Annotated in this window: 18 protein-coding genes; 6 read left to right on the plus strand and 12 right to left on the minus strand. The window is 71.8% G+C overall.

What is annotated here, in order from left to right; translation table 11 throughout:
* Positions 1–165: 165 nt before the first annotated feature.
* The gene (locus tag IF11_RS0110700) at positions 166–858 is read right to left on the minus strand and encodes an iron-dependent transcriptional repressor DtxR (protein WP_030351277.1); all 693 of its coding nucleotides are present in this window, start codon (positions 856–858) and stop codon (positions 166–168) included.
* A gap of 335 nt (positions 859–1,193) precedes the next feature.
* On the opposite strand from IF11_RS0110700, the gene IF11_RS0110705 reads away from it, so the two are divergent.
* From IF11_RS0110705 to IF11_RS0110720, 3 genes are all read left to right on the plus strand, one after another.
* The gene (locus IF11_RS0110705) at positions 1,194–1,949 is read left to right on the plus strand and encodes an SIS domain-containing protein (protein ID WP_030351278.1); all 756 of its coding nucleotides are present in this window, start codon (positions 1,194–1,196) and stop codon (positions 1,947–1,949) included.
* Positions 1,950–2,599: 650 nt separating this feature from the next.
* Entirely contained in the window at positions 2,600–3,184 is a 585-nt protein-coding gene (locus tag IF11_RS0110715) for a carbonic anhydrase (protein WP_030351279.1), read from the plus strand.
* Between the two features lie 70 nt (positions 3,185–3,254).
* A complete protein-coding gene (locus IF11_RS0110720; protein ID WP_051745765.1) occupies positions 3,255–4,784 on the plus strand; it encodes a SulP family inorganic anion transporter in 1,530 nt (509 codons plus the stop codon).
* A gap of 107 nt (positions 4,785–4,891) precedes the next feature.
* On the opposite strand, the gene IF11_RS0110725 is transcribed toward IF11_RS0110720, so the two are convergent.
* Both IF11_RS0110725 and pdxH read right to left on the minus strand, forming a co-directional pair.
* Complete coding sequence (locus IF11_RS0110725; RefSeq protein ID WP_030351281.1) at positions 4,892–6,379, minus strand: PAS domain-containing protein; 1,488 nt, start codon at positions 6,377–6,379, stop codon at positions 4,892–4,894.
* Between the two features lie 512 nt (positions 6,380–6,891).
* The gene (gene pdxH / locus IF11_RS0110730) at positions 6,892–7,515 is read right to left on the minus strand and encodes a pyridoxamine 5'-phosphate oxidase (protein ID WP_030351282.1); all 624 of its coding nucleotides are present in this window, start codon (positions 7,513–7,515) and stop codon (positions 6,892–6,894) included.
* A 342-nt stretch (positions 7,516–7,857) separates the two neighbouring features.
* Here pdxH and IF11_RS0110735 point away from each other — a divergent pair, with 342 nt between their 5' ends.
* Complete coding sequence (locus tag IF11_RS0110735; protein ID WP_030351283.1) at positions 7,858–8,982, plus strand: citrate synthase 2; 1,125 nt, start codon at positions 7,858–7,860, stop codon at positions 8,980–8,982.
* A gap of 61 nt (positions 8,983–9,043) precedes the next feature.
* Here the strand turns inward: IF11_RS0110735 and IF11_RS0110740 are convergent, their stop codons facing one another.
* From IF11_RS0110740 to IF11_RS0110780, 9 genes are all read right to left on the minus strand, one after another.
* A complete protein-coding gene (locus IF11_RS0110740; protein WP_051745789.1) occupies positions 9,044–9,679 on the minus strand; it encodes a TetR/AcrR family transcriptional regulator in 636 nt (211 codons plus the stop codon).
* A 14-nt stretch (positions 9,680–9,693) separates the two neighbouring features.
* On the minus strand, positions 9,694–10,458 hold the full coding sequence (locus IF11_RS0110745; RefSeq protein ID WP_240627802.1) for an enoyl-CoA hydratase family protein: 765 nt from the start codon (positions 10,456–10,458) through the stop codon (positions 9,694–9,696).
* Complete coding sequence (locus IF11_RS0110750; protein WP_037727439.1) at positions 10,455–12,065, minus strand: 4-coumarate--CoA ligase family protein; 1,611 nt, start codon at positions 12,063–12,065, stop codon at positions 10,455–10,457. Before IF11_RS0110750 ends, IF11_RS0110745 begins: the two co-directional genes overlap by 4 nt.
* Before the next feature lie 106 nt (positions 12,066–12,171).
* Positions 12,172–13,311 carry an acyl-CoA dehydrogenase family protein gene (locus IF11_RS0110755; RefSeq protein WP_030351287.1) on the minus strand — a complete coding sequence of 380 codons (1,140 nt, stop codon included), beginning with the start codon at positions 13,309–13,311 and terminating at the stop codon, positions 12,172–12,174.
* The gene (locus tag IF11_RS0110760; protein ID WP_030351288.1) at positions 13,311–15,299 is read right to left on the minus strand and encodes an acetyl/propionyl/methylcrotonyl-CoA carboxylase subunit alpha; all 1,989 of its coding nucleotides are present in this window, start codon (positions 15,297–15,299) and stop codon (positions 13,311–13,313) included. The genes IF11_RS0110755 and IF11_RS0110760 overlap by 1 nt, the downstream gene beginning before the upstream one ends.
* Positions 15,300–15,306: 7 nt before the next feature.
* Positions 15,307–16,905, minus strand: coding sequence for an acyl-CoA carboxylase subunit beta (locus IF11_RS0110765; RefSeq protein WP_030351289.1), 1,599 nt, complete (start codon positions 16,903–16,905; stop codon positions 15,307–15,309).
* A complete protein-coding gene (locus IF11_RS0110770; protein WP_051745767.1) occupies positions 16,902–18,689 on the minus strand; it encodes an acyclic terpene utilization AtuA family protein in 1,788 nt (595 codons plus the stop codon). The genes IF11_RS0110765 and IF11_RS0110770 overlap by 4 nt, the downstream gene beginning before the upstream one ends.
* A complete protein-coding gene (locus IF11_RS0110775) occupies positions 18,689–19,483 on the minus strand; it encodes a TIGR03084 family metal-binding protein (RefSeq protein ID WP_030351291.1) in 795 nt (264 codons plus the stop codon). Before IF11_RS0110775 ends, IF11_RS0110770 begins: the two co-directional genes overlap by 1 nt.
* A gap of 111 nt (positions 19,484–19,594) precedes the next feature.
* On the minus strand, positions 19,595–20,650 hold the full coding sequence (locus tag IF11_RS0110780) for an EamA family transporter (RefSeq protein ID WP_078490603.1): 1,056 nt from the start codon (positions 20,648–20,650) through the stop codon (positions 19,595–19,597).
* A 149-nt stretch (positions 20,651–20,799) separates the two neighbouring features.
* Here IF11_RS0110780 and IF11_RS0110785 point away from each other — a divergent pair, with 149 nt between their 5' ends.
* Both IF11_RS0110785 and IF11_RS36530 read left to right on the plus strand, forming a co-directional pair.
* Entirely contained in the window at positions 20,800–21,657 is an 858-nt protein-coding gene (locus IF11_RS0110785; protein WP_030351293.1) for a LysR family transcriptional regulator, read from the plus strand.
* Between the two features lie 222 nt (positions 21,658–21,879).
* Positions 21,880–22,833 (plus strand): alpha/beta fold hydrolase, encoded by a 954-nt coding sequence (locus IF11_RS36530; RefSeq protein WP_240627727.1) that lies wholly within the window; start codon positions 21,880–21,882, stop codon positions 22,831–22,833.
* The last annotated feature ends 51 nt before the right edge of the window (positions 22,834–22,884 follow it).

Below are 22,884 nucleotides of genomic sequence, written 5' to 3' on the forward strand. Positions count from 1 at the left end.
AGCGCCCCCCTGAGTCACTCCCCTGTCCGGAAGTCTCAGCACACCCCGTACACACGCCCATGCGCACACCCGCACGCGCACCCGCGCGCCGTCCGGACCCCCTCGCCAAAGCCCCGCCCGCCCCCATGGGCGGACGGCGCTCCTTCGACGACGGGACCCGGCGCCTCAGCGCTTCGCGACGAAGACGTGCGACGCCACCTCGGACTGAAGCTCCGCCGCCTCGCCACTGCTCCCGACCAATACCCCACCGGGAGACTCCGTCACACTCACCACGGACCCGGGCTGCACGCCCGCGCGCCGCAGCGTGTACATCAGCTGGGCATCGGTCTGGATGGGCTCACCGATCCGCCGCACCACGACCGTCTTGCCCTCGGCGCCCGGATCCAGCTCCGCGAGGCTCACCATCCCCACATCCAGGAACGGGTCCGCCTCGGCCTTCTCGCCCAGCTCCTCCAGGCCCGGGATCGGGTTGCCGTACGGCGACTCCGTCGGATGGCGCAGCAGTTCGAGCACGCGCCGCTCCACCGCCTCGCTCATCACATGCTCCCAGCGGCACGCCTCCGCGTGCACCTGCTCCCACTCCAGGCCGATCACATCGACCAGGAGACACTCGGCGAGCCTGTGCTTGCGCATGACGCGCGTCGCCAGTCGGCGCCCTTCTTCCGTCAGCTCCAGATGCCGGTCACCCGCGACCTGCACCAGTCCGTCTCGCTCCATACGGGCCACGGTCTGGCTGACCGTCGGCCCGCTCTGGTCGAGCCGCTCCGCGATCCGGGCGCGCATCGGGACCACACCTTCCTCTTCCAGCTCAAGGATGGTGCGGAGGTACATCTCCGTCGTGTCGATCAGTCCGGACATACATGCCCCTCGATAAATCGTGCGCTGGCCCTGACTCAATTCTGACCCATACCACCGACAACCGTGCCGTGCCGTGGAGAGCGAAAGGGGCGGGACCCGGATGCGGCGGGACGGGCATGTCGGGTCGCCGTATTGACAGAGCAATGGTCCAGACCTCAACGTGATCCGCGGCACAGACATTCCCCGTGCCCGCCCCGCCCCTGGTTCCAGCCCTGATCGAACCTGGTTTCCGCGCTGATCGCCCCTTGATCCAACCGCTGGAACCACCCGCTGGACCACCCGCTGAACCACCCCATGTTCCGCCCTTGAACCCCCACCCTGGAAGGGCCTCCTCGATGAGCGAGAGCAAGCTGGCCGGTCAGTTCTTCGATGCGGCGATCGGTCTGCTCCAGCGGGTACGCGACGAGGAGTCCGCCCACGTCGCCGCCGCCGGAACCGCCGTCGCCGACACCGTCGCCGCCGGGGGCCGGCTCTTCGCCTTCGGCGCCGGGCACTCCTCGCTCGCCGCGCAGGACGTCGTCTACCGGGCCGGCGGCTTCGCCGTGATGAACCTGCTCACCGTGCCCGGCGTGGTCGGCGTCGATGTCATGCCGGCCACCCTCGGCTCCGCGCTGGAACGGGTCGACGGGCTGGCGGGCGCCGTGCTCGACTCCAGCCCCGCCCGCGCCGGGGACCTGCTGGTGATCATCTCCCTCTCCGGACGCAACGCCCTGCCCGTCGAGATGGCGATGAACGCGCGGGCGCTGGGGCTGAAGGTCATCGGCGTGACGTCCGTGGCGTACGCGACGGAGACCACGTCGCGGCATCTCACCGGGACCTATCTCAAGGACCACTGCGACATCGTGCTGGACAGCAAGATCGCGGTCGGTGACGCGGAACTGACGGCCGACGGCATCGAGGCCCCCTTCGCACCGGCCTCCACCGTCGTCACCAGCGCCCTGATGCAGGCGATGATGGCCGCGGCCGCGGAAGAGCTGGTCGAACGCGGAATCGAACCGCCGCTCCTGCGTTCGGGGAATGTCGACGGCGGGACCGAGTGGAATGGCCGCGTCATGACCGAGTACGGCGACCGCATCTTCTACCGGCACTAGAACGCGTCTGCGAATGACGGCGGACTGCGGCGGCTGCGGTAAAGCGACGCGGCCCGAAGAAAAAATGCGACGCACGTAACAACGGAAACCGAGAGTGACATCCGGGGCCTGCGGGACACGTTCCCGCAGGCCCCGGCCCGTTCCCGCCCCCCAGGAACCGCCACTTTGCGTCACCGAAGGAACACTTGGCGAAATTTTGATCTTTCACAAGGAAGTAATGTTCAGGCAAAGTAGGGGACGCTGCGGTGCGGCATCATCGGAGCTGACGGCGCGTCGGCACGTACCGCCGCGCCCGCACGGCACCACGGAAAGACCGAAAGACGGAAAGGGCGAGCTGTGAGAATCCGACTGGACCGCGAGTCCACCGTCAGACGCGGGACGACCGCTTCCTGACCCGGCCGCCCGGACCACCGCACGGCGCAGCCGCCACGCCGGCCTCCCTCAACTGCCGCGATCCGGCAGGGCGCGACGCCCGCACGGCTCCCCGTCAGGCCCGGGACACCCACTGACGCTCGGCCCTTTCCCTCAGGCCTTAACCCTCACGTTCAACCCTCATGCTCAACTCCCAGTTCGCGCACATCCGTTTCACCCCCCACTGACCCGACCACACCGCGCCCCGGCAAGCCCGGAGGTGCAGGAGGCAGGCCATCATGAAATCCCTCATCGACAACGCCCGTTCCTTCTCCGTGCAGGTGGCGGAACGCCCCGACGAGTTCCGAGATCTCGCGGCGGGGCAGACGCCGCAAGCGCTCTTCATCACCTGCTCGGACTCCCGTGTCATCCCCTCCCTCATCACCGGCGCCCGCCCCGGCGAGCTGTTCGAGCTGCGTACGGCGGGCAACATCGTCCCCCGGTACGACGCGGACCGGCCCAGCGGCGAGACCGCCACCATCGAGTACGCGCTGCGCGTGCTCGACGTCCGTGACCTCGTCGTCTGCGGTCACTCGCACTGCGGCGCCGTGGGCGCCATGGTCCGCGGCGAGGACCTGTCGGCCGTTCCCGCCGTGCGCGGCTGGCTCGGCCTCGGCGCCTCCGAGCTGCCGTCGGGGCACGGCCTCGCCCACGCCGTACAGCACCACGCGGCGGCCCAGCTCGACACCCTCCGCGGCTACCCCGCCGTACGGGAACGCCTCGCGGAGGGCCGTCTCTCCTTGCACGCCTGGTACTACGAAGTGGACACGGGCGCGATCAGCGTCCACCGGCCCGAGCTGGGCGGGGAGTTCAGACCGCTGTGACGGCGGCCTCGGTTTCGACCTCTCCCCACCTCCTGTCCGTTCGCGGACCGCACAGCTAGGACAACCCGTCATGCTCTCCCTCCCACTTCTGAAGGACCAGCGTGTCCTTCGACGCGAGATACTCGCGTCCCTCGTCGTCTTCCTCGTCGCCCTGCCCCTCTGTGTGGGGGTGGCGGTCGCCTCCGGCGTCCCCGCCGAACTCGGCCTGGTCACCGGCATCGTCGGCGGACTCGTCGTGGGCTTCCTGCCCGGCAGCTCGCTTCAGGTGAGCGGCCCCGCGGCCGGTCTCACGGTCCTCGTATACGAAGCCGTCAAGGAGTTCGGCGTCGGCACACTCGGCGCCATCGTCCTGGTGGCCGGATTGCTGCAACTGGCCCTCGGCGCCTTCGGGTTCGGCCGCTGGTTCCGGGCCATCTCGGTCGCCGTCGTCCAGGGGATGCTGGCCGGCATCGGCCTCGTCCTCGTCCTGGGCCAGGTGTACGCCATGGCCGACACCGCGCAGCCGTCCGGCGGCCTCGGCAAGATCGCCGGGCTGCCCGGACTGGCCGTCGGCATCATCACCGACGGTACGGCGCTGACCGCGTTCCTCATCGGGGCGGGGACCATCGCCGTACTGGTGCTCTGGCCCCGCCTCCCGGCCGGGGCCCGGATGATCCCGGGCCCGCTGGCCGCCGTGGCGCTGGCCACCGGCGCGGCCTTCCTGCTGGATCTGCCCGTCGCCAAGGTCGAGGTACAGGGTCTGCTGGAGTCCATACATCCGCCCGGGCTCGGCGAGTTCGGGCAGCTGGCCAGCGTGGCCGCCATCGGCACCGTGCTCGCGTTCACCCTGATCGCCTCGGCGGAGAGCCTGTTCAGCGCCGCGGCGGTGGACCGTATGCATGACGGTCCGCGCACGGACTACAACAAGGAACTCATGGCGCAGGGCGTGGGGAACACGGTCTGCGGGGCGCTCGGCGCGCTGCCGATGACGGCGGTCATCGTACGCAGCGCCGCCAATGTCCAGGCGGGCGCGCGGACTTCACTCTCCCGGATCCTGCACGGCCTGTGGCTGCTGCTGTTCGCCGCGCTGCTGCCGGCGGCGATCGGCATCATCCCGCTGGCGGCGCTGGCCGGCGTCCTGGTGCACGCGGGCTGCAAGCTCGTACCGGTCAGGGAACTGCGCCCGCTGTGGCGGGAGCACCGCGGCGAAGCGGTGATCCTCGCCATCACGGCGCTTGCGGTCCTGGTCACGAACCTCTTCGAGGGGGTGGTGCTCGGGCTGCTGCTCGCGGTGGTCAAGACCGCGTGGGAGATCTCCCACCTCCATGTCGATGTCCATGAACTCACCGGCGGCCGGATGGTGGTGTCGGTCACCGGCAACGCGACGTTCCTGCGGCTGCCGCGCATCATGGAGCAGTTGGAGGCGCTGCCGAAGGACCGTCCCATCGAGCTGGATCTTTCCGGTCTGCGCCATGTCGACCACGCGTGCCGCATCGCCCTGGAGAACTGGGCGCTGCGGCACAACGACGCGGAGACGGAACCGGTCAGGATGCTTCCCCCGGAAGCGGCGACCCTCCGGGAAGGCGGCCCGGCGTCGGGCCCCAGGGCGGGCGCGTCCTGACGGTGCGTCAGTGATGGGCGGCGCGTGGCGGCGGATGTACGACGCCGCGCGCCGTCCGTGCTGCCCGAGCCGTCCGTGGCGTCCGGCACCTGCCTTCCGCGCCGCCGTCAGTCGGACAGGACCGCGGAGAGATCCAGGGCCGCCGCCACGCGGATCGTCACATCCTCCGCGTACACCGCGTCCGGCCGTTCGAAGGCGGCCCGGCTTGCTCCCCGCAGGAACGTCACCACGCCCAGCGACCGGCCCCGGCTGCGCAGCACCGTACACAGGGCGTGCACCGAGTCCGGCGGCCACTGCCGCGAGGTCGCCCAGGCCGACGGGACGGCGACGGGCGCCTGCGGGGAACCGCCGGAGGCGGCGGAAGCGGCAGCGGCGGCAGAAGCGCCAGGGGCGCTCGCGCGGACCGAGCCGTTACGGTCCATCGCCTGAAGCGCCGGATGCCCGGTCATGTACCGCACCGGTATCCCACCCGTCTCCACAGGCATGCCCGGCCCCGACCCGCCACCGGACGGTGTCTCCGCCACCCGCACCAGCCGTACGGGAGCCGCCGACCCCTCCGGCCGCTCCCCCGCCACCAGATCGATCAGCGCGTGATCCGCGAAACCCGCCAGCGCGAAGTCCAGATAGACCGTCGCCGCCTCCATCGGGTCCTCGCACTCCGCCGCCGCGCGACCCGCCCGGTACAGCTGGCTGGACCGGAACCGCAGCCGGTCCGCCTCCTGCGCCGCCAGCTTCGACTCCGTCACATCCTGGAACATCCATCCCACGCCCAGCGGCACCGGCTCCTCCGCCAGCGGAGACGCCAGCCGCAGGAATCCGCTCCGCCAGCAGCGCCGCCGCTCCCCGTCCGCCGCGGAGACCGACACCCACAGCTCGGCGGGCGACTTCGGCGCCCCTTCCGCGAGGACATGGTGGAGCGCGGCCTCCAGCTCCTCGACGCCCTGCACGACCAGCTCGCCCAGCGGCCGGCCGAGCACCGAGCCGCGCCCGGAACCGAACGCGCGCGCCGCGTATCCATTGACGACGGTCGGCCGCAGATCGACATCGACGAGCACGACGCCCCAGGACGCGTCGTCGAAGAGCGCCTCGCTGAGCGCGATGGACCGCTCCAGATCGATCTGCTCATGGACCTCGCTGAAGGCGCTGTACACCCCGGCGGGCTTGCCGTCCGCCCCGCGCATCCCGGACGACTGGGTCCGAATCAGGACCCTGCCGCCGTCCTTGCGCAGCAGCGCAAACTCGTCCACCTGCCGCCCCGGCGTCTCCATCACGGCCATCAGCCGCGCCTGCACCTCGTCCGCGTCGGCGGTCCGCGCGGCCCATCCGGCGAAACCCCGCCGTCCGACGGCCTCCTCGGCGGACCAGCCGAGTATCCGCTCGGCCTCGCGGTTCCAGTGAGTGATCACGCCGTTCGCGTCGAAGGCGCACAGGGCCGCGTCCATACCGTCGAGCAACGCCGCGAGCAGATCGGACCCGCCCCCGTCCCGCTCCACCCCGCCCCCACCACCCGCCCCGGCACCGCTCTCCGACTCGGGATCGGGCTCCGGCTCGTCCGGCCCGCGCGGATCGGTGGTCTCACTCCGAGAAGCACTCATCCTGGCACCCCCTGCAGGGCGTCTCCGCCTGTGCTGACGCACGTCCGATCATTCAACTCGAACGTGACTCAGCACACACAAGGTTCCCCGAAATCGTCGCCTACGACAATTCTCTGCCACACACGAGCGGGCCGCACTAGGTAAAAGTCTAGGAACTGTGCGCACCCGGCGTGCATGGGCACGGTGACGCACGGGAACGGGCTCTGCGCGCCGTGTGCACCGGCCTCCGGGGGCCACGTCAGTATCTTCGAAATTCGCTTGAGAGTCGCCGGGACCCCTCCTAAGGTGTGACGCACACTGAAAGGAGGTGATTCGGAAGTGATTTCTTTCCGGACTCGTGAGGTGGCTGCGGGCTGACGGCCCGTTGTCGCACTCAGTGCGGAGCCGGTAACCGCCGGCCCAATCCAAAGCAGTCACCGCCCCGCGGGCTCGCCGGTACGTCCGGCCGGCTTCTCTTCGGAGGAACCCGAGCCCGCGGGGTACTGCTTTTCCCGCGGGCTTTCCCGTGGGATCTACGGGCAGAGCCGCTCCACCCGCCAGCCGGCGCCGTCGCGTACGTAGCGCAGCCGGTCGTGGAGCCTGTTCTCGTGGCCCTGCCAGAATTCGACGGTCTCCGGGGTGACGCGGTAGCCGCCCCACTGCGGGGGCACCGGTACGTGCTCGCCCTCCGGGTAGCGGGAGGCCAGTTCGTCGTAGCGGTGGAGCAGTTCCTCGCGGGAGGCGATGGGGCTGGACTGGTCGCTGGCCCAGGCGCCCAGCTGGGAGCCGTGGGGGCGGGTGCGGAAGTACGCGGCTGTCTCGTCGCGGCCGGTGCGCGCGGCGGTGCCCGTGATGGTGATCTGGCGGGCCAGGGGGTGCCAGGGGAAGAGCAGCGAGACGAAGGGGTTCGACTCGATCTCGTCGCTCTTGCGGGACGTGTAGTTCGTGAAGAAGACGAAGCCCCGGTCGTCGTATCCCTTCAGCAGCACCGTGCGCGAGGAGGGCCGGCCGTCGGGGGTGGCCGTCGCGACGACTATCGCGTTCGGCTCGTGGAGGTCGCCGGCCGCGGCCTCCTTGAACCAGCGGGCGAACTGGTCCATCGGGGCGGGTGCGAGGTCCTTCTCCAGGAGCGGCGTGGTGCGGTACTGCTCGCGCATGGCGGCGGGGTCCGTGGGATCGGCGGGATCTGCGGCGTCGGCGGGGTCGACGGAATCCGGGGTCTCGTAAGGCACGCGGCCATCCTGCCGCAGGCGCAGTTTCCCCGGCACCGGATGCCGCTAATCCCCCGGGGAGGAAGTCTGGCAGTGTGCCGGTTATCACGCTTCCCCGCATCGGAGGAACCCGCCAAAATCTTGGGGCGGGCCACTGTGGCCTTCGTACACCAGGGGCTATCGTTCCTGCCTCCCGGACGTTCCCGCCTCCCGGACGGCTGCCGCAGGGGGCATCCACCGGGGTGACCGGCCCGCAGAAGTCCGCCCCCACCTCAGAGGAGCCGCCTGATGTCCGCTTCCGACAACTCCTTGGACACCTCGTTCGTCCCCGGACTCGAAGGAGTCGTCGCGTTCGAGACGGAGATCGCCGAACCGGACAAGGAGGGCGGCTCGCTCCGCTACCGGGGCGTCGATATCGAGGACCTCGTCGGCCAGGTGTCCTTCGGCAATGTGTGGGGGCTGCTGGTCGACGGGGCGTTCGCGCCCGGTCTGCCGCCCGCCGAGCCGTTCCCGATCCCGGTCCACTCCGGGGACATCCGGGTCGACGTCCAGTCCGCGCTGGCGATGCTCGCGCCCGTGTGGGGCCTGAAACCGCTCCTCGACATCGATGAGCGGAGGGCCCGTGACGATCTGGCGCGTGCCGCGGTGATGGCGCTCTCGTACGTCGCCCAGTCGGCCCGCGGCCAGGGGCTGCCGATGGTGCCGCAGCGGGAGATCGACAAGGCGGAGTCCGTCGTCGAGCGCTTCATGATCCGCTGGCGCGGTGAGCCCGACCCGCGCCATGTGCGGGCCGTGGACGCCTACTGGACGTCGGCCGCCGAGCACGGAATGAACGCCTCCACGTTCACCGCCCGGGTCATCGCGTCCACCGGCGCCGATGTGGCGGCGGCCCTGTCGGGTGCGGTCGGCGCGATGTCGGGGCCGCTGCACGGCGGCGCGCCCTCGCGGGTCCTCGGCATGATCGAGGAGATCGAGCGCACGGGCGACGCGACGGCGTACGTCAAGCAGGCCCTGGACAAGGGCGAGCGGCTGATGGGCTTCGGGCACCGGGTCTACCGGGCCGAGGACCCGCGGGCTCGGGTGCTGCGGCGTACGGCGCGCGAGCTGGCCGCGCCGCGGTTCGAGGTGGCCGAGGCGCTGGAGAAGGCCGCGCTGGACGAGCTCCACGCACGCAGGCCCGACCGGGTGCTCGCGACGAACGTGGAGTTCTGGGCGGCGATCGTGCTGGACTTCGCGGAGGTCCCGGCGCACATGTTCACGTCGATGTTCACCTGTGCCCGTACGGCCGGCTGGTCGGCGCACATCCTGGAGCAGAAGCGCACGGGCCGGCTGGTGCGGCCTTCGGCACGCTATGTGGGGCCGGGGACGCGGAGCCCGCGCGAGATCGAGGGGTACGACGCGATCGCGCGCTGAGCGCCGGCCAAAGCGCCTGCCCCGTCGGGATACGAGACGTACGACGGGGCAGTCAGGTCCCTCATCCCAGCACGCCGTCCAGGATCCGCGCCCACTCCGCCACCACCCGCTCCCGCCGCCGCGCGTCGTCCGTCAGCAGCGTCGCCAGACCCAGGCCGCGCGCCATGTCCAGCAGCCCCTGCACGGTCTCGCGTACACCGGGCACGGACTCGTCGGCGCCCAGCAGTTCGACCGCGATCCGGTGGGACTCACGGCCGACCCGGGCCTCCAGTTCGGTGACGCGGGGCCGCAGTTGGTCCTCGTCGGAGGCCGCGACCCAGAGGTGCAGCGCCGCGCGGAACAGCGGGCCCGTATAGAGCGCGACGATGCCCTCGACCGCCGCGCGGCGGTGCGCGGGCCCGGCCGGGACCAGGGCGCGCAGCGCGGAGGACCGTTCCTCCGCCACGTACTCGACGGCCGCCGTGAACAGGTCCTCGCGGGTGGGGAAGTGGTGCTGCGCCGCCCCGCGCGAGACGCCCGCGCGCTCGGCGACGACGGCGACGGTGGAGCCCGCCCAGCCGTACTCGGCGAGGCAGGCCACGGCGGCCTCCAGCAGTCTGCGCCGGGTGGCGCGGCTGCGGTCCTGTTGGGGCGCGGTCCTGGCAGGCTTGGGCGCGGCCCCGGCGGGTTTGGGCGCGGTCCTGGCGGATTTGGACAGGGCCCGGACCGGCCCTATCGCACCCACGAGGCGTCCCGCCGTTCGAGAAACGCCGTGATGCCCTCCCGCGCCTCCGCCGTCACGAAGAGCGAGGCGGAGCGCTGGACGAGGTCCTCGGCGTACCGCTCGAATGCGTCCAGTACGCCGACCGTGAGCAGCTTCTTGGATTCGGCGAGCCCCTGCGGCGAGGCCCTGCGCAGTCCGTCGAGTACGGGCGCGAGCGCGGCGTCCACATCGTCGGCGGCCTCGGTGATCACCCCGGCGGTGGCGGCGCGCTCGGCGTCGAAGCGTTCGCCGGTGAGGTAGTAGCGGGCCGCCGCGCGCGGTTCGACGCGGGGCAGGAGCGGCAGCGAGATCACGGCCGGGGCGACTCCGATCCGTACCTCCGTGAAGGCGAAGTCGGACGTACGGTCGGCGACGGCGATGTCGCACGCGCCGAGCAGCCCGATGCCGCCGGCCCGGACATGGCCGGTGACACGCGCGACGACCGGCTTGGGCAGTTCGACGATCTGCCGCATCAGGGCGATGAAGGTGTACGGGTTGGCCGGTGCCTTCAGGTCGGCGCCCGCGCTGAAGGTGGTGCCGGTGTGCGTGAGCAGCACGGCCCGTACGGCGGGGTCCTTGGCGCAGGCCGTCAGGGCGTCGCCGAGCGCGTCGACGAGCCGCGCCGACAGGGCGTTGCGGTTCGCCGGTGAGTCCAGGGTCAGGGTGGTGATGCCCCGTTCGTGCGCCGTGGTGACCAGCGCGGGCCCGGACGCCGGTGGCTGCGTCTGCGTCACGTGTTGTTCCTCTCGCGGTCCCGCGCTTCGCGGTCTCTCACTTCGCGGTCCCTCAGTTCACGTCTGAGGATCTTTCCGGAGGCGGCGCGGGGTACGCCTCCGACGAATTCGACCCGGCGGACCTTCTTGTACGGGGCGACGTGTTCGGCGACGAACGCCATGACGTCCTCCTCCGTGAGCACGTCCGCACCCGACTGGCGAACAATGTATGCCTTGGGCACCTCATTGCCGTCCTCGTCCTGGACACCGATCACCGCCGCGTCGGCGATGCGCTCATGGGTGAGCAGCAGCGCCTCCAGATCGGCGGGGGCGACCTGGAAACCCTTGTACTTGATCAGTTCCTTGACCCGGTCGACGACGAAGAGCCAGCCGTCGGCGTCCACCCGGCCGACATCACCGGTGTGCACCCAGCCCGCGTCGTCGATCAGTTCGGCGGTGGCGTCGGGCCGGCCGAGATATCCCTTCATGACCTGCGGGCCGCGCATGAGGATCTCACCCTCGGCGCCCGGGTCGAGGTCCTTCTCCGGGTCGTCCAGGGCGACGACGCGCATCTCCGTACTGGGCAGAAGCTTGCCGACGGCGCCCGGCGGCGGATTCTCGGCGGTCAGCGGCACGACATGCGTGCCGGGTGACAGCTCCGTCATGCCGTACGCCTGGCGTACGTGCGGGAGCCCCAGCCGGGCCGAACAGGCGGCGGCGAGCCGGGCGTCCAGCGGGGCGGCCGCGCTCAGGATGTAGTCGAGCGAGGACAGGTCGTACCGCGCGACGGCCGGGTGCTTGGCCAGCGCGAGGACGATGGGCGGGGCGACGTACAGGCCGTTGATGCGGTGCTTCTCGATGGCCGCGAGGAACTGGTCGGGATCGAAGCGGGGCAGCACGACGACCGTCGCGCCGTGCCGCAGCGGCGCGTTCATCAGGGCGGTCAGCCCATAGATGTGAAAAAACGGCAGAACGGCGAGGATACGGTCGCCCGGTCCCATGGGCATGACCGGTTCGAGCTGCGCGAGATTGGTGGCGATCGAGCGGTGCGTCAGCATGACGCCCTTGGGTACGCCGGTGGTGCCGGAGGAGTACGGCAGGGCCGCGATGTCCTCGGCCGGGTCGATGGCGATCTCGGGTTCGGGGGCCGTCGACCGCGCCAGGTCCAGGATCGAGCGGTGTCCCTCCGCCCGGTCGCAGACGAAGATCTCCTCTATGCCGCCGACGAGTTCGGCCGATCGGCGGGCCGCGTCGAGCAGCGGCGAGACGGTGACGATCCATCGGGCGGAGCAGTCGCGCAGCTGGGTGGCGAGCTCCTCGGGCGTGGCGAGGGGATGGACGGTGGTGACGGAGGCGCCGGCGCGCGTGGCGGCGTAGAAGACGGCGGGGTACGCCACGGTGTTCGGGCTGTGCAGGGCGAGGACGTCCCCCTTGCATACCCCGGCGTCGGTGAGCGCGGCGGCGATCCGGCGGTGGTAGGCGTCGAGTTCGGTGTACGTCATGCTCGTGCCGGTCACGCCGTCGACGAGGGCGACGGTGTCGCCGTACTCGGCTGCGTGACCGAGCACGGCCTCGTGGATGGGCAGTTCGACGGCCGGGACATCCGCGTACTCGCTGTGGAACACCATGACGGCCCCTTCGACGCGGTGGACGTGTGGACGTAGGTGACGCGTGGACGTACGGGCTGGACGCGTGGACGTACGGGACGTTCTGGGAGAGACAGAATCCCCTGTTTCAGTAGGACTTGGGGAGACCCAGGGACTGATGGGATACGTAGTTCAGGATCATTTCCCGGCTGACGGGCGCGATCCGGGCCACCCGGGCGGCGGTGATGAGGGACGCCAGACCGTACTCACGGGTGAGCCCGTTGCCCCCGAGGGTGTGTACGGCCTGGTCGACGGCCCTGACACAGGCTTCCGCGGCGGCGTACTTGGCCATGTTGGCGGCCTCGCCCGCGCCGGTGTCGTCGCCCGCGTCGTAGAGGTGGGCGGCCTTCCGCATCATGAGGCGGGCGAGTTCGAGTTCGATATGGGCCTGGGCGAGCGGGTGGGCGATGGCCTGGTGGGCGCCGATGGGCTCCTGCCACACCTGGCGGGTCTTCGCGTACTCGACGGCCCGGTCCAGCGCGTAGCGGCCCATGCCGAGCGCGAAGGCGGCGGTCATCACGCGCTCGGGGTTGAGCCCGGCGAAGAGCTGGAGCAGTCCGGCGTCCTCGTCGCCGACGAGCGCGCCGGCGGGTAGCCGTACGTCGTCGAGGACCAGCTCGAACTGCTTCTCCACGGCCTGGAGTTCCATCTCGATCAGGGAGTGGTGGAAGCCTTCGGTGTCGCGCGGGACGATGAACAGGCACGGCTTGAGCCTGCCGGTCCGCGCGTCCTCGGTACGGCCGACGACGAGGGTCGCGTCGGCGATGTCGACGCCGGAGATGAAGACCTTGCGGCCGTTCAGCACCCAGTCGTCGCCGTCCCTGCGCGCCGTGGTCGTGATCCGGTGGGAGTTGGAGCCTGCGTCGGATTCGGTGATGCCGAAGGCCATGGTGAGGGTGCCGTCGGCGAGACCGGGCAGCCACTGGCGCTTCTGCTCGTCCGTGCCGAAGCGGGAGATGACGGTGCCGCAGATCGCGGGCGAGACGATCATCAGCAGCAGCGGGCAGCCGGCCCCTCCCAACTCCTCAAGTACGAGGGAGAGTTCGGCGATCCCGCCGCCTCCGCCGCCGTACTCCTCGGGGAGGTTCACACCGAGATAGCCGAGCTTGCCGGCTTCGCGCCAGAGGGTCTCGCGGTCGTATCCGCGTCCGTGGCGGCGGCCGAGGGCGGCGACGGCGGCGCGGAGTGCGGTGTGCTCTTCGCTCTCGATGATGCTGCTGTTGCTCATCATGACGATTCCTCCTGTGCGTCCTGTGCGTCCGGGTCTGTGACGACGGCGAGCAGGGCGCCGACCTCGACCTGGCGGCCGGGGACGGCGTGGAGTGCGGTGAGCGTGCCGGAGGCGGGAGCGGTGACGCGGTGCTCCATCTTCATGGCCTCCAGCCAGATGAGCGGCTGCCCGGCGGTGACCCGGGCGCCTTCGGCCAGCCCGGGGGCGAGCCGTACGACGGTTCCTGGCATCGGAGCGAGCAGCGATCCGGGCGGGGTGCGGTGACCGGTCTCGCGGAAGCGCGGCCGGGCGATCAGCCGGTGCGCTCCGGTGGCGCTGTCCACGTGGATCTCGTCGCCGTACGTACGGACCTCGAAGTTCCGTACGACACCGCCGATTTCGAGGCTGACGCGATGAGGTGCGGCGGCGATGACCCGCACCTCGTCGCCGTCGTCGGCCTCGTCGCCCTCGTCGGCGTCCACGACGAAGCCGTCCCGGGCGGCCCGGTAGCGCACCTCGTGATCGCCGTACGTCTTGCGCTGCGCCGGCGCACCCACATTGCGCCAGCCTCCGAGGCGAGCGGGGAGCGTATCGCCGGTGGTACGTGCCGCCGCGTCGGCGAGCGCGGCGGCGACGGCCGCGTGCCGCTCGCCGGGGACGGGGGTGGTGAGCGCGTCCAGGTGCCGTTCGTAGAACCCGGTGTCGAACCGCCCGTCGATGACGTCGGGGTGGCCGAGGGAGCGTACGAGCAGCTCCCGGTTGGTGCCGGGGCCGTGCACGCGGGCGCGCCGGAGCGCGTGCCGGAGCGCGCGCAGCGCCTCGGCGCGGGTGGGGGCCCAGACGATGACCTTCGCGAGCAGGGAGTCGTAGTGCACCCCGATGGTGTCGCCGTCGCGGTAACCGGTGTCGACGCGCAGGCGTGGCGCGGCGGCGGCCACCGGAACAAGCTCACGCCCCGGCACCTCCAGCGCGTGCAGCCGCCCCGTCTGCGGCGCCCACCCCGCCGCCGGATCCTCCGCGTAGAGCCGTGCCTCCACCGCGTGCCCCCGGGCGGCCGGCGGCTCGGCCGGAAGTGCAGCGCCCTCCGCGACGGCGAGTTGCAGGGCCACCAGATCGAGCCCGAACACCTCTTCCGTCACCGGGTGTTCGACCTGGAGGCGGGTGTTCATCTCCAGGAAGTACGGCCGTCCCTGGGGCGAGATCAGAAACTCGACCGTGCCCGCGCCCCGGTAGCCGACCGCGCGGGCCGCGGCCACGGCCGCCTCGCGCAGTACGGCACGCAGCGCGTCCGGGAGGCCGGGCGCCGGGGACTCCTCGATCACCTTCTGGTGTCTGCGCTGGAGGGAGCAGTCCCGGGTGCCCAGCGCCCACACCGTGCCGTGCGCGTCCGCCAGGATCTGCACCTCCACATGTCTCCCGCGCTCCACATACGGCTCGGCGAACACTTCCCCGTCCCCGAACGCGGACGTCGCCTCCGCCGACGCGGCCGTCAACTCCTCTTCCAAATAAGCGAGTTCGCGCACGATCCGCATCCCGCGGCCACCGCCGCCCGCCGCCGCCTTCAGCAGCAGCGGCAGGTCGGCCTCGGCAGCGGTGGCCGGATCCACCGGCGCGAGCAGTGGTACGCGCGCCGCCGCCATCAGCTCCTTCGCCCGGGTCTTGGACGCCATCGCCTCGATCGCGCCCGGCGGCGGCCCGACCCAGACAAGGCCCGCGTCCAGCACCGCCCGCGCGAACTCCGCGTTCTCGGAGAGGAAGCCGTACCCCGGGTGCACCGCGTCGGCGCCCGCCGCGAGCGCCGCCTTCACGATCAGGTCGCCGCGCAGATAAGTGTCGGCGGGCGCGGCCCCCGGCAGCCGTACGGCCGCGTCCGCCTCCCGTACGTGCAGCGCGCCCGCGTCGGCGTCCGAGTGGACCGCGACGGTGGCGATCCCCCGTGCGCGGCAGGTCCGGAACACCCGGCAGGCGATCTCACCCCGGTTGGCGACGAGCAAGGACTCGATCATCTGGACCTCACATCCGGAAGACGCCGAAGCCGCCCCGCACGCCCTCGACCGGGGCGGTGTGGACGGCGGACAGGCACAGGCCGAGGACGGTACGGGTGTCGCGCGGGTCGATGACCCCGTCGTCGTACAGCCGCCCGGACAGGAACACCGGCAGCGACTCCGACTCGATCTGCCGCTCCACCATCGCGCGCAGCGCGGCGTCCCCGTCCTCGTCGTACGGCTGCCCCTTCGCCGCCGCCGAGGCCCGCGCCACGATCGACAGGACCCCGGCGAGCTGCTGCGGGCCCATCACCGCGGACTTGGCGCTCGGCCAGGCGAAGAGGAAGCGCGGATCGTACGCGCGGCCGCACATGCCGTAGTGCCCGGCGCCGTACGAGGCGCCCATCAGCACGGACAGATGCGGGACGCGGGAGTTCGAGACCGCGTTGATCATCATCGCGCCGTGCTTGATGATGCCGCCCTGTTCGTACTCCCTGCCGACCATGTAGCCGGTGGTGTTGTGCAGGAAGACGAGGGGGATGTCGCGCTGATTGGCGAGCTGGATGAACTGCGCGGCCTTCTGCGACTCGGCGGAGAACAGCACGCCCTGCGCGTTGGCCAGCACCCCCACCGGGTAGCGGTGCAGCCGCGCCCAGCCGGTCACCAGGCTCGGCCCGTACAGCGGTTTGAACTCGTCGAAGTCCGAGCCGTCCACGATCCGGGCGATGACCTCGCGCGGGTCGAAGGGGATCTTCAGATCGCCGGGGACGATGCCGAGCAGTTCGTCCTCGTCGTACTTCGGCGGCTCGGCCGGGCCGGGATCGGGGTGCGCCTTGCGCCAGTTGAGCCGGGCGACGATCCGCCGCGCGCGCCGGATCGCGTCCTGTTCGTCCAGCGCGTAGTGGTCCGCGAGCCCGGACGTACGGGCGTGCATCTCGGCGCCGCCGAGCGACTCGTCGTCGCTCTCCTCGCCGGTGGCCATCTTCACCAGGGGCGGTCCGCCGAGGAAGACCTTCGACCGTTCCTTGATCATGACGGTGTGGTCGGACATCCCGGGTACGTACGCCCCGCCCGCCGTGGAGTTGCCGAAGACGACCGCGACGGTGGGGATACCGGCGGCGGAGAGCCGGGTGAGGTCGCGGAAGAGCGCGCCGCCGGGGATGAAGATCTCCTTCTGGGAGGGCAGATCGGCGCCGCCCGACTCGACCAGGCTGATGACGGGCAGCCGGTTGGCGAAGGCGATCTCGTTGGCGCGCAGGGCCTTCTTCAGCGTCCAGGGGTTGGAGGCGCCGCCGCGTACGGTCGGGTCATTGGCGGTGATCAGACACTCGACGCCCTCGACCACGCCGATGCCGGTGACCATCGACGCGCCGACGGGGTAGTCGCTGCCCCAGGCGGCGAGCGGGGACAGTTCGAGGAACGGGGTGTCGGGGTCGAGCAGCAGCTCGATCCGCTCGCGGGCGAGCAGCTTGCCGCGCGCGCGGTGGCGGGCGACATACTTCTCGCCGCCGCCTGCCAGGGCTTTGGCGTGTTCGGCGGCCAGTTCGTCGAGTTTGCCGAGCATGGCGGCGCGGTGGGCGCCGTAGTCGGGGGACGCGGTGTCGAGGGCCGAGGGGAGCACGGTCACAGCAGGACCTCCGGAATATCGGCGTGCCGGGCGCGGAGCCACTCACCGAGCGCCTTCGCCTGGGGATCGAACCGGGCCTGCGCGGCGACGCCTTCGCCCAGCAGCCCCTCGACGGTGAAATTGACGGCGCGCAGCCGGGGCAGGAGATGGCGGATCACGGTCAACTCCCGGCTTTCCGGGATCAGTTCGCGGAACCTGTCGGTCGTCAGCTCATGGGCGAGCCAGCGCCAGCCGTCCTCGCTCCTCGCCCAGACACCGACGTTGGCGTCGCCGCCCTTGTCGCCGCTGCGGGCGCCCACGACGAGCCCGAGGGGCACGCGACGGGTGGGCAGGCCGGCGGGCAGCGGTTCGGGCGGCGGGGGCGCCGGGACGGGCTCAAGTGCCGCGGTACGTAAGGGAGTCGGCACCGCCACGCGCCGCCCGTCGGGGAGCACGGCCGTGTGGGCGACCTCGGACGCGTCGACGTACGCCGCCTCGAAGACCCCGTACGGCACGCCCTTGCCCGGCGGGGCGGTCACATGGAACCCGGGGTAACTGCCGAGCGCCAGCTCGACCGCCGCCCCGCTGACCGCCCGGCCCACCACGTCCGGGTCGCTGTCGCGCACGACGAGGCGCAGCAGGGCGCTGGCGGTCTCCTCGGTGTCCGCGTCAGGACGGTCCGTACGGGCCAGCTCCCAGCGGACCTCGGCGGGACGCCGTCCGGCGAGCGCGTCCTCCACCTGGCCGCGCACCAGCCGGGCCTTGGCGTCGATGTCGAGGCCGGTGAGGACGAAGACGATCTCGTTGCGCAGGCCGCCGAGCCGGTTGAGGCCGACCTTGAGGGCCGGGGGCGGCGGCTCGCCCCGTACGCCGGAGATCCTGACGCGGTCGGGCCCGACCTGGTCCAGCCGTACGGTGTCGAGGCGCGCGGTGACATCGGGTCCGGCGTACCGGGCGCCGCCGGTCTCGTACAGCAGCTGCGCGGTGACCGTACCGATGTCGACCACACCGCCCGTGCCGTCGTGCTTGGTGATGACGGCCGAGCCGTCGGCGTGGATCTCGGCGAGCGGGAAGCCGGGGCGGCGTATGTCGTGCCGGGTGAAGAAGGAGTAGTTCCCGCCGGTCGCCTGCGTACCGCACTCCAGCACATGGCCGGCGACGACGGCGCCCGCGAGCGCGTCGAGATCACCGGGCCGGTCGGGGTCGTTGGGGCTGTCGGGGCGGTCGGGGCCGGTGAGGTCCCAGCCGAAGTGCGCGGCGGCGGGCCCGGTCACCAGCGCCGCGTCCGTCACGCGTCCGGTGACCACGACATCGGCTCCGGCGCGCAGGCAGGCGGCGATCCCGGCGCCGCCGAGGTAGGCGTTGGCCGTGAGGACGCCGTCGCCCCAGCCGCCGCGGCCGAGGAGATCGTCCCCCTCGACATGGGCGACCCGTACCGGCACGCCCACCCGCTCGGCCAGCGCGCGTACGGCGGCGGCGAGTCCGGCCGGGTTCAGTCCGCCCGCGTTGGTGACGATCCTGACGCCCCGCTCATGGGCGAGTCCGAGACCCTCCTCCAGTTGCCGCAGGAACGTCTTCGCATAGCCCGCGTCCGGGTTCTTCAGCCGGTCCCGGCCGAGAATGAGCATGGTCAGCTCGGCAAGATAGTCGCCGGTGAGGACATCGAGCGGACCGCCCGTGAGCATCTCGCGCAGCGCGTCGAAGCGGTCACCGTAGAAGCCGGAGGCGTTCCCGATCCGCAGCACTCCGGGCGACGACCCGGCGGGGGAGGGGGGCGGGGAACCGGCCGGGGAACCGGGCGCCATCAAGCCCCCTTGGGCGCGCGGCCGGGGCCCGCCGGTCCGGCGAAGGCCTGCGCGATGTCCAGCCACGCGTCGGCGTCGGGGCCCTCGGCCCGTACGGCGAGATCCGCGCGGTGCGCCCGCTGGGTCGCCAGCAGACAGAAGTCGAGCGCGGGCCCGGTCACCCGCTGCGCGGCGCCCTCGGGGCCGTACGTCCATAACTCCCCGCCGGGAGCGGCCAGCTCGACGCGGAACGGCTCTGCGGGCGGCTGCTTGCCCCGTACGAGATAGGCGTAGTCACGGGCCCGTACGCCGATCCACGCCACATGCCGCAGCCGCGCGGTCGGCTCGCGGCGTACGCCGAGCGCGTCCGCGATGTCCTGGCCGTGCGCCCAGGTCTCCATCAGCCGTGCGGTCGCCATGGAGGCGGCGCTCATCGGCGGCCCGTACCAGGGGAAGCGTGCGCCGGGCGGCGCCCCGCGCAGGGCCAGGTGCAGCCGCGCGCGGCCGTCGCGCCAGCGCGCGAGCAGTTCGGCGGGCGGGAGCGCGGCGCCGGCCGCAGCCCCCTCGTCGACGAAGGTGTCGGGGGCGGCGCGGGCCTTGTCGGATTCGGCGGCGAAGGCCCCCGGGTCGGTCACGGCGAGCAGCGCGGCGGAGTCGGTCCAGGTGAGATGAGCGATCTGGTGGGCGAGGGACCAGCCGGGTGACGGGGTCGCGAGAAGCCATCTTCCGGGCTCCAGCGGGGCGACCAGCCGGTCGAGTTCCTCGCTCTCGCTGTGCAGATCGCTGAGCAGTTCGCTGTGCGGATCGTCGAGCATTGCGGCAGAGCCGGAGTCGGACACGGATGCGCTCCCCTCGGGACACGGCGGTGTGCGTGCCCCGGAGCATGGCAGCGCCCGGAGAAACAATCAAGCGTGCTTGCTTTGCTGTTACAGGGTCTCTTCCGTGGCCGGCTCGCGGGTTGGTTTCCGGCTCGGCTTCGGGTTCGGCTTCGGGTTCGGCTTCGGGTTCCCGCGGCCGATCTGGGTACGTATCGCGCCCATGCTCGCCACGATGACCAGCGCGATCGCCAGCGCGTCGGTCGCGGAGAGCGCCTGGTGCAGGACGAGGAATCCGGCGGTCGCCGCGATGGCCGGTTCCAGACTCATCAGCACGGCGAAGGTGGGGGCGGGCAGCCGCCGCAGGGCGAGCAGTTCGAGGGTGTACGGGAGGACGGAGGACATCACCGCGACCGCGAGAGCGAGCCCGAGCGTGGACGGCACCAGCAGTTTCGAGCCGGACTCCACGATGCCCAGCGGGAGGGCGAGCAGCGCGCCGATCGCCATCGCCAGCGCCAGCCCGTCGGCCTGCGGGAAGCGCCGCCCGGTGCGGGCGCTGAAGACTATGTACGCGGCCCACATGGCACCCGCCCCGAGCGCATACGCCGTGCCCACAGGGTCGAGCCGGTCGAAGCCGCCGCCGCTGAGCAGCAGCACACCGCCGAGCGCCAGCCCCGCCCACAGGAGGTTGACCAGCCGCCGCGAGACAATCACGGAGAGCGCGAGCGGCCCGATGACCTCCAGGGTGACGGCCGCGCCCAGCGGGATACGGTCGGCCGCCTGGTAGAAGAGGCAGTTCATGGCGGCCAGGACGGCACCGAAGGCGATCACCGTGCCCCAGTCGGCGCGCGAGTGGCCGCGCAGGGCGGGCCGGCAGACCGCGAGCAGCACGATCGCGGCGAGCGCGAGCCGCAGCGAGACGACGCCGAGGGCACCGGTCCTGGGCATCAGCAGGACGGCGATGGCGGCACCGAACTGTACGGAGAGCCCGCCGGCCACGACCAGCGCGACGGGCCCGAGGGCAGCCCGCTTGGCGCCGGCGGATTGGCCGGGCCCGGTGGAGTCGCCGGGATGTGCGGCCTGGACGGACCCGGTGGCCTCCGGGAGCGAGACAACGGCGGCCGCATCGACGGCATCGACAGCGGCAGCGGTACGCGGCTCTTCCACCGGATTCCTCTCTCAGTTCACTTCAGTGCACGCGCGGTCCAACATACTGCACTTGCACGCTGCCTTTCAGGGCGTTTTCCAGGGCCACGCTACGGCCCCGGCATCCACCCCGTGAAATACCGATTGGGCTGCCGTTATGCTCCGGACGCATGAGCATTGAGCTGCGCCATCTCCGCTGCTTCCTCGCCATCGCCGAGGAGTCCAGTGTGACCAGGGCGGCGGCCCGGCTGCATCTCACCCAGCCCGCCGTCTCCCGCACCCTCGCCGCTCTGGAGAAACACCTCGGCATACGGCTCGCGGAGCGCTCCACCCACCATCTCGCCCTCACCGCCGAGGGGCGCGCCTTCCGCGACCGGGCCGCCTCGGCCGTCGCCGCGTTCGACGACGCCCTGGACTCCGAGCGGCTTCGCCGCCGGCCGCTCCGGCTCGGTCACCCGTGGTCGGCCTTCGGCCCGTACACCACGCCGCTGCTGCGCCGCTGGGAGCGGGAGCGTCCTGAGACCCCGCTCGAACTGCTGCGGATCGACGACCGTACGGCCGGACTGGCCAGGGGCGAGGTCGACGCGGCGCTGCTGCGCGGCCCGGTGGAGACACCCGGGCTGGTCATGGAGTTCCTCTTCACCGAGGCCCGGATCGCGGCGGTCCCGGCCGATGGACCGCTGGCCGCGCGTACGTCGCTGACGCTCGCCGATCTGGTGACGGAACCGCTGATCGTCAACCGGGTCTCGGGCACGACGAGTCCCGCGCTGTGGCCGCCGGGGGCGGGTCCGGCGACCACCGTCACGGTCACCAACACCGACGACTGGCTGACGACCATCGCCGCGGCGCGGGGCATCGGCGTCACGGGCACCTCGACGGCCGCCGTTCACCCCCACCCCGGGGTCGCCTACCGGCCCCTGCCCGATGCCCCGCCGCTCCAGGTCTTCCTGGTCCGGCGCGAAGGCGCCGGGCATCCGGCGATCCCCCATCTCGCGGCGCTGGCCCGCGAACTGGCGTCGGGAGCCTGACCGCCCGGCGTCGGGAGCCTGCCTGATCCGGCCCCGTTCACCCGCATGCCCGCCACCGCGCGCCCCCTCGACAGGGGGTGAACACACTGAAGTCGACTCGCCCTCACCGTCTCAGCAGAGGAGAGAGACATGGCCATGCCATCCACTCCCGGGCGGCGGATACGTTCGCGTCCCGGCCCGAGGAAAGGTTCACGTTCCGGCCCTCGGATACGTTCGCACCACGTGTGCGCCCTCGCCGCGATGTTCACCGCGACGGCGCTCGCCAACGCCATCCCCGCCGCCGACGCCGCCGCTGCCGCCCACCACTTCGCGAGCCGCGGCGTCACCGCCGCCAAACCGACGATCGTACTGGTGCACGGCGCCTTCGCCGACGCGTCGAGCTGGGGCGAGGTCGTCCCGAACCTGCAGAACGACGGCTACCGCGTCATGGCCCCCGCCAATCCGCTGCGGGGCCTGCACGGCGACGCGGCGTACATAGCCAGCTTCCTCAGAAGCATCAAGGGCCCCATCATTCTGGTCGCCCACTCCTACGCCGGCGCGGTGATCAGCGGCGCCGCGGTCGGCAATCCGCACGTCAAGGCGCTCGTCTACATCAACGCGCTGATGCCCGACAAGGGCGAGGTCCTCTCGGTCCTGTCGGCCAAATTCCCGGGCAGCGAACTCGGTACGGCCACCAACTCCGTACCGTTCACGCGGCCTGACGGATCCACCGGCACCGATCTCTACATCAAGCCCGAGCGGTTCCGGCCGGTGTTCGCCGCCTCCCTGCCGGAGGCCGTCACCGAGGTACTGGCGGCGACGCAACGCCCCATCGACGCCCAGGCGTTCGCCGACACGGCCGGCCCCGCCGCCTGGAAGACCATCCCCTCCTGGGCTCTCGTCTCCACCCAGGACAAGACCATCTCCCCCGAGCTGGAGCGCTTCGAGGCCAAGCGGGCCCGGTCCCATACCGTCGAGATCAATGCCCCGCACCTCGCCATGCTCGCCGATCCCAAGGCCGTCACCGACCTGATCCTCGACGCCGCCCGGTCCCGGGCGGCGGGCGGCGAGCCGGACGAGATCCTGGCCGCCACCGGCCCCAACCCGTCGGTCGTCGCCGGGATCGCCGGCACGGCCGTCGTCGCGGGGGCGAGCCTGGTCTCCGCGGCCCGCAGGCGCCGGCCCACCGCGAGCTGACGCGCGCGAGCGCGAGCACAGGAGCACAGGCACTGGAGCCGGCCGAGGGGC

This window comes from Streptomyces scopuliridis RB72 (assembly GCF_000718095.1).
Classification (GTDB): domain Bacteria; phylum Actinomycetota; class Actinomycetes; order Streptomycetales; family Streptomycetaceae; genus Streptomyces; species Streptomyces scopuliridis.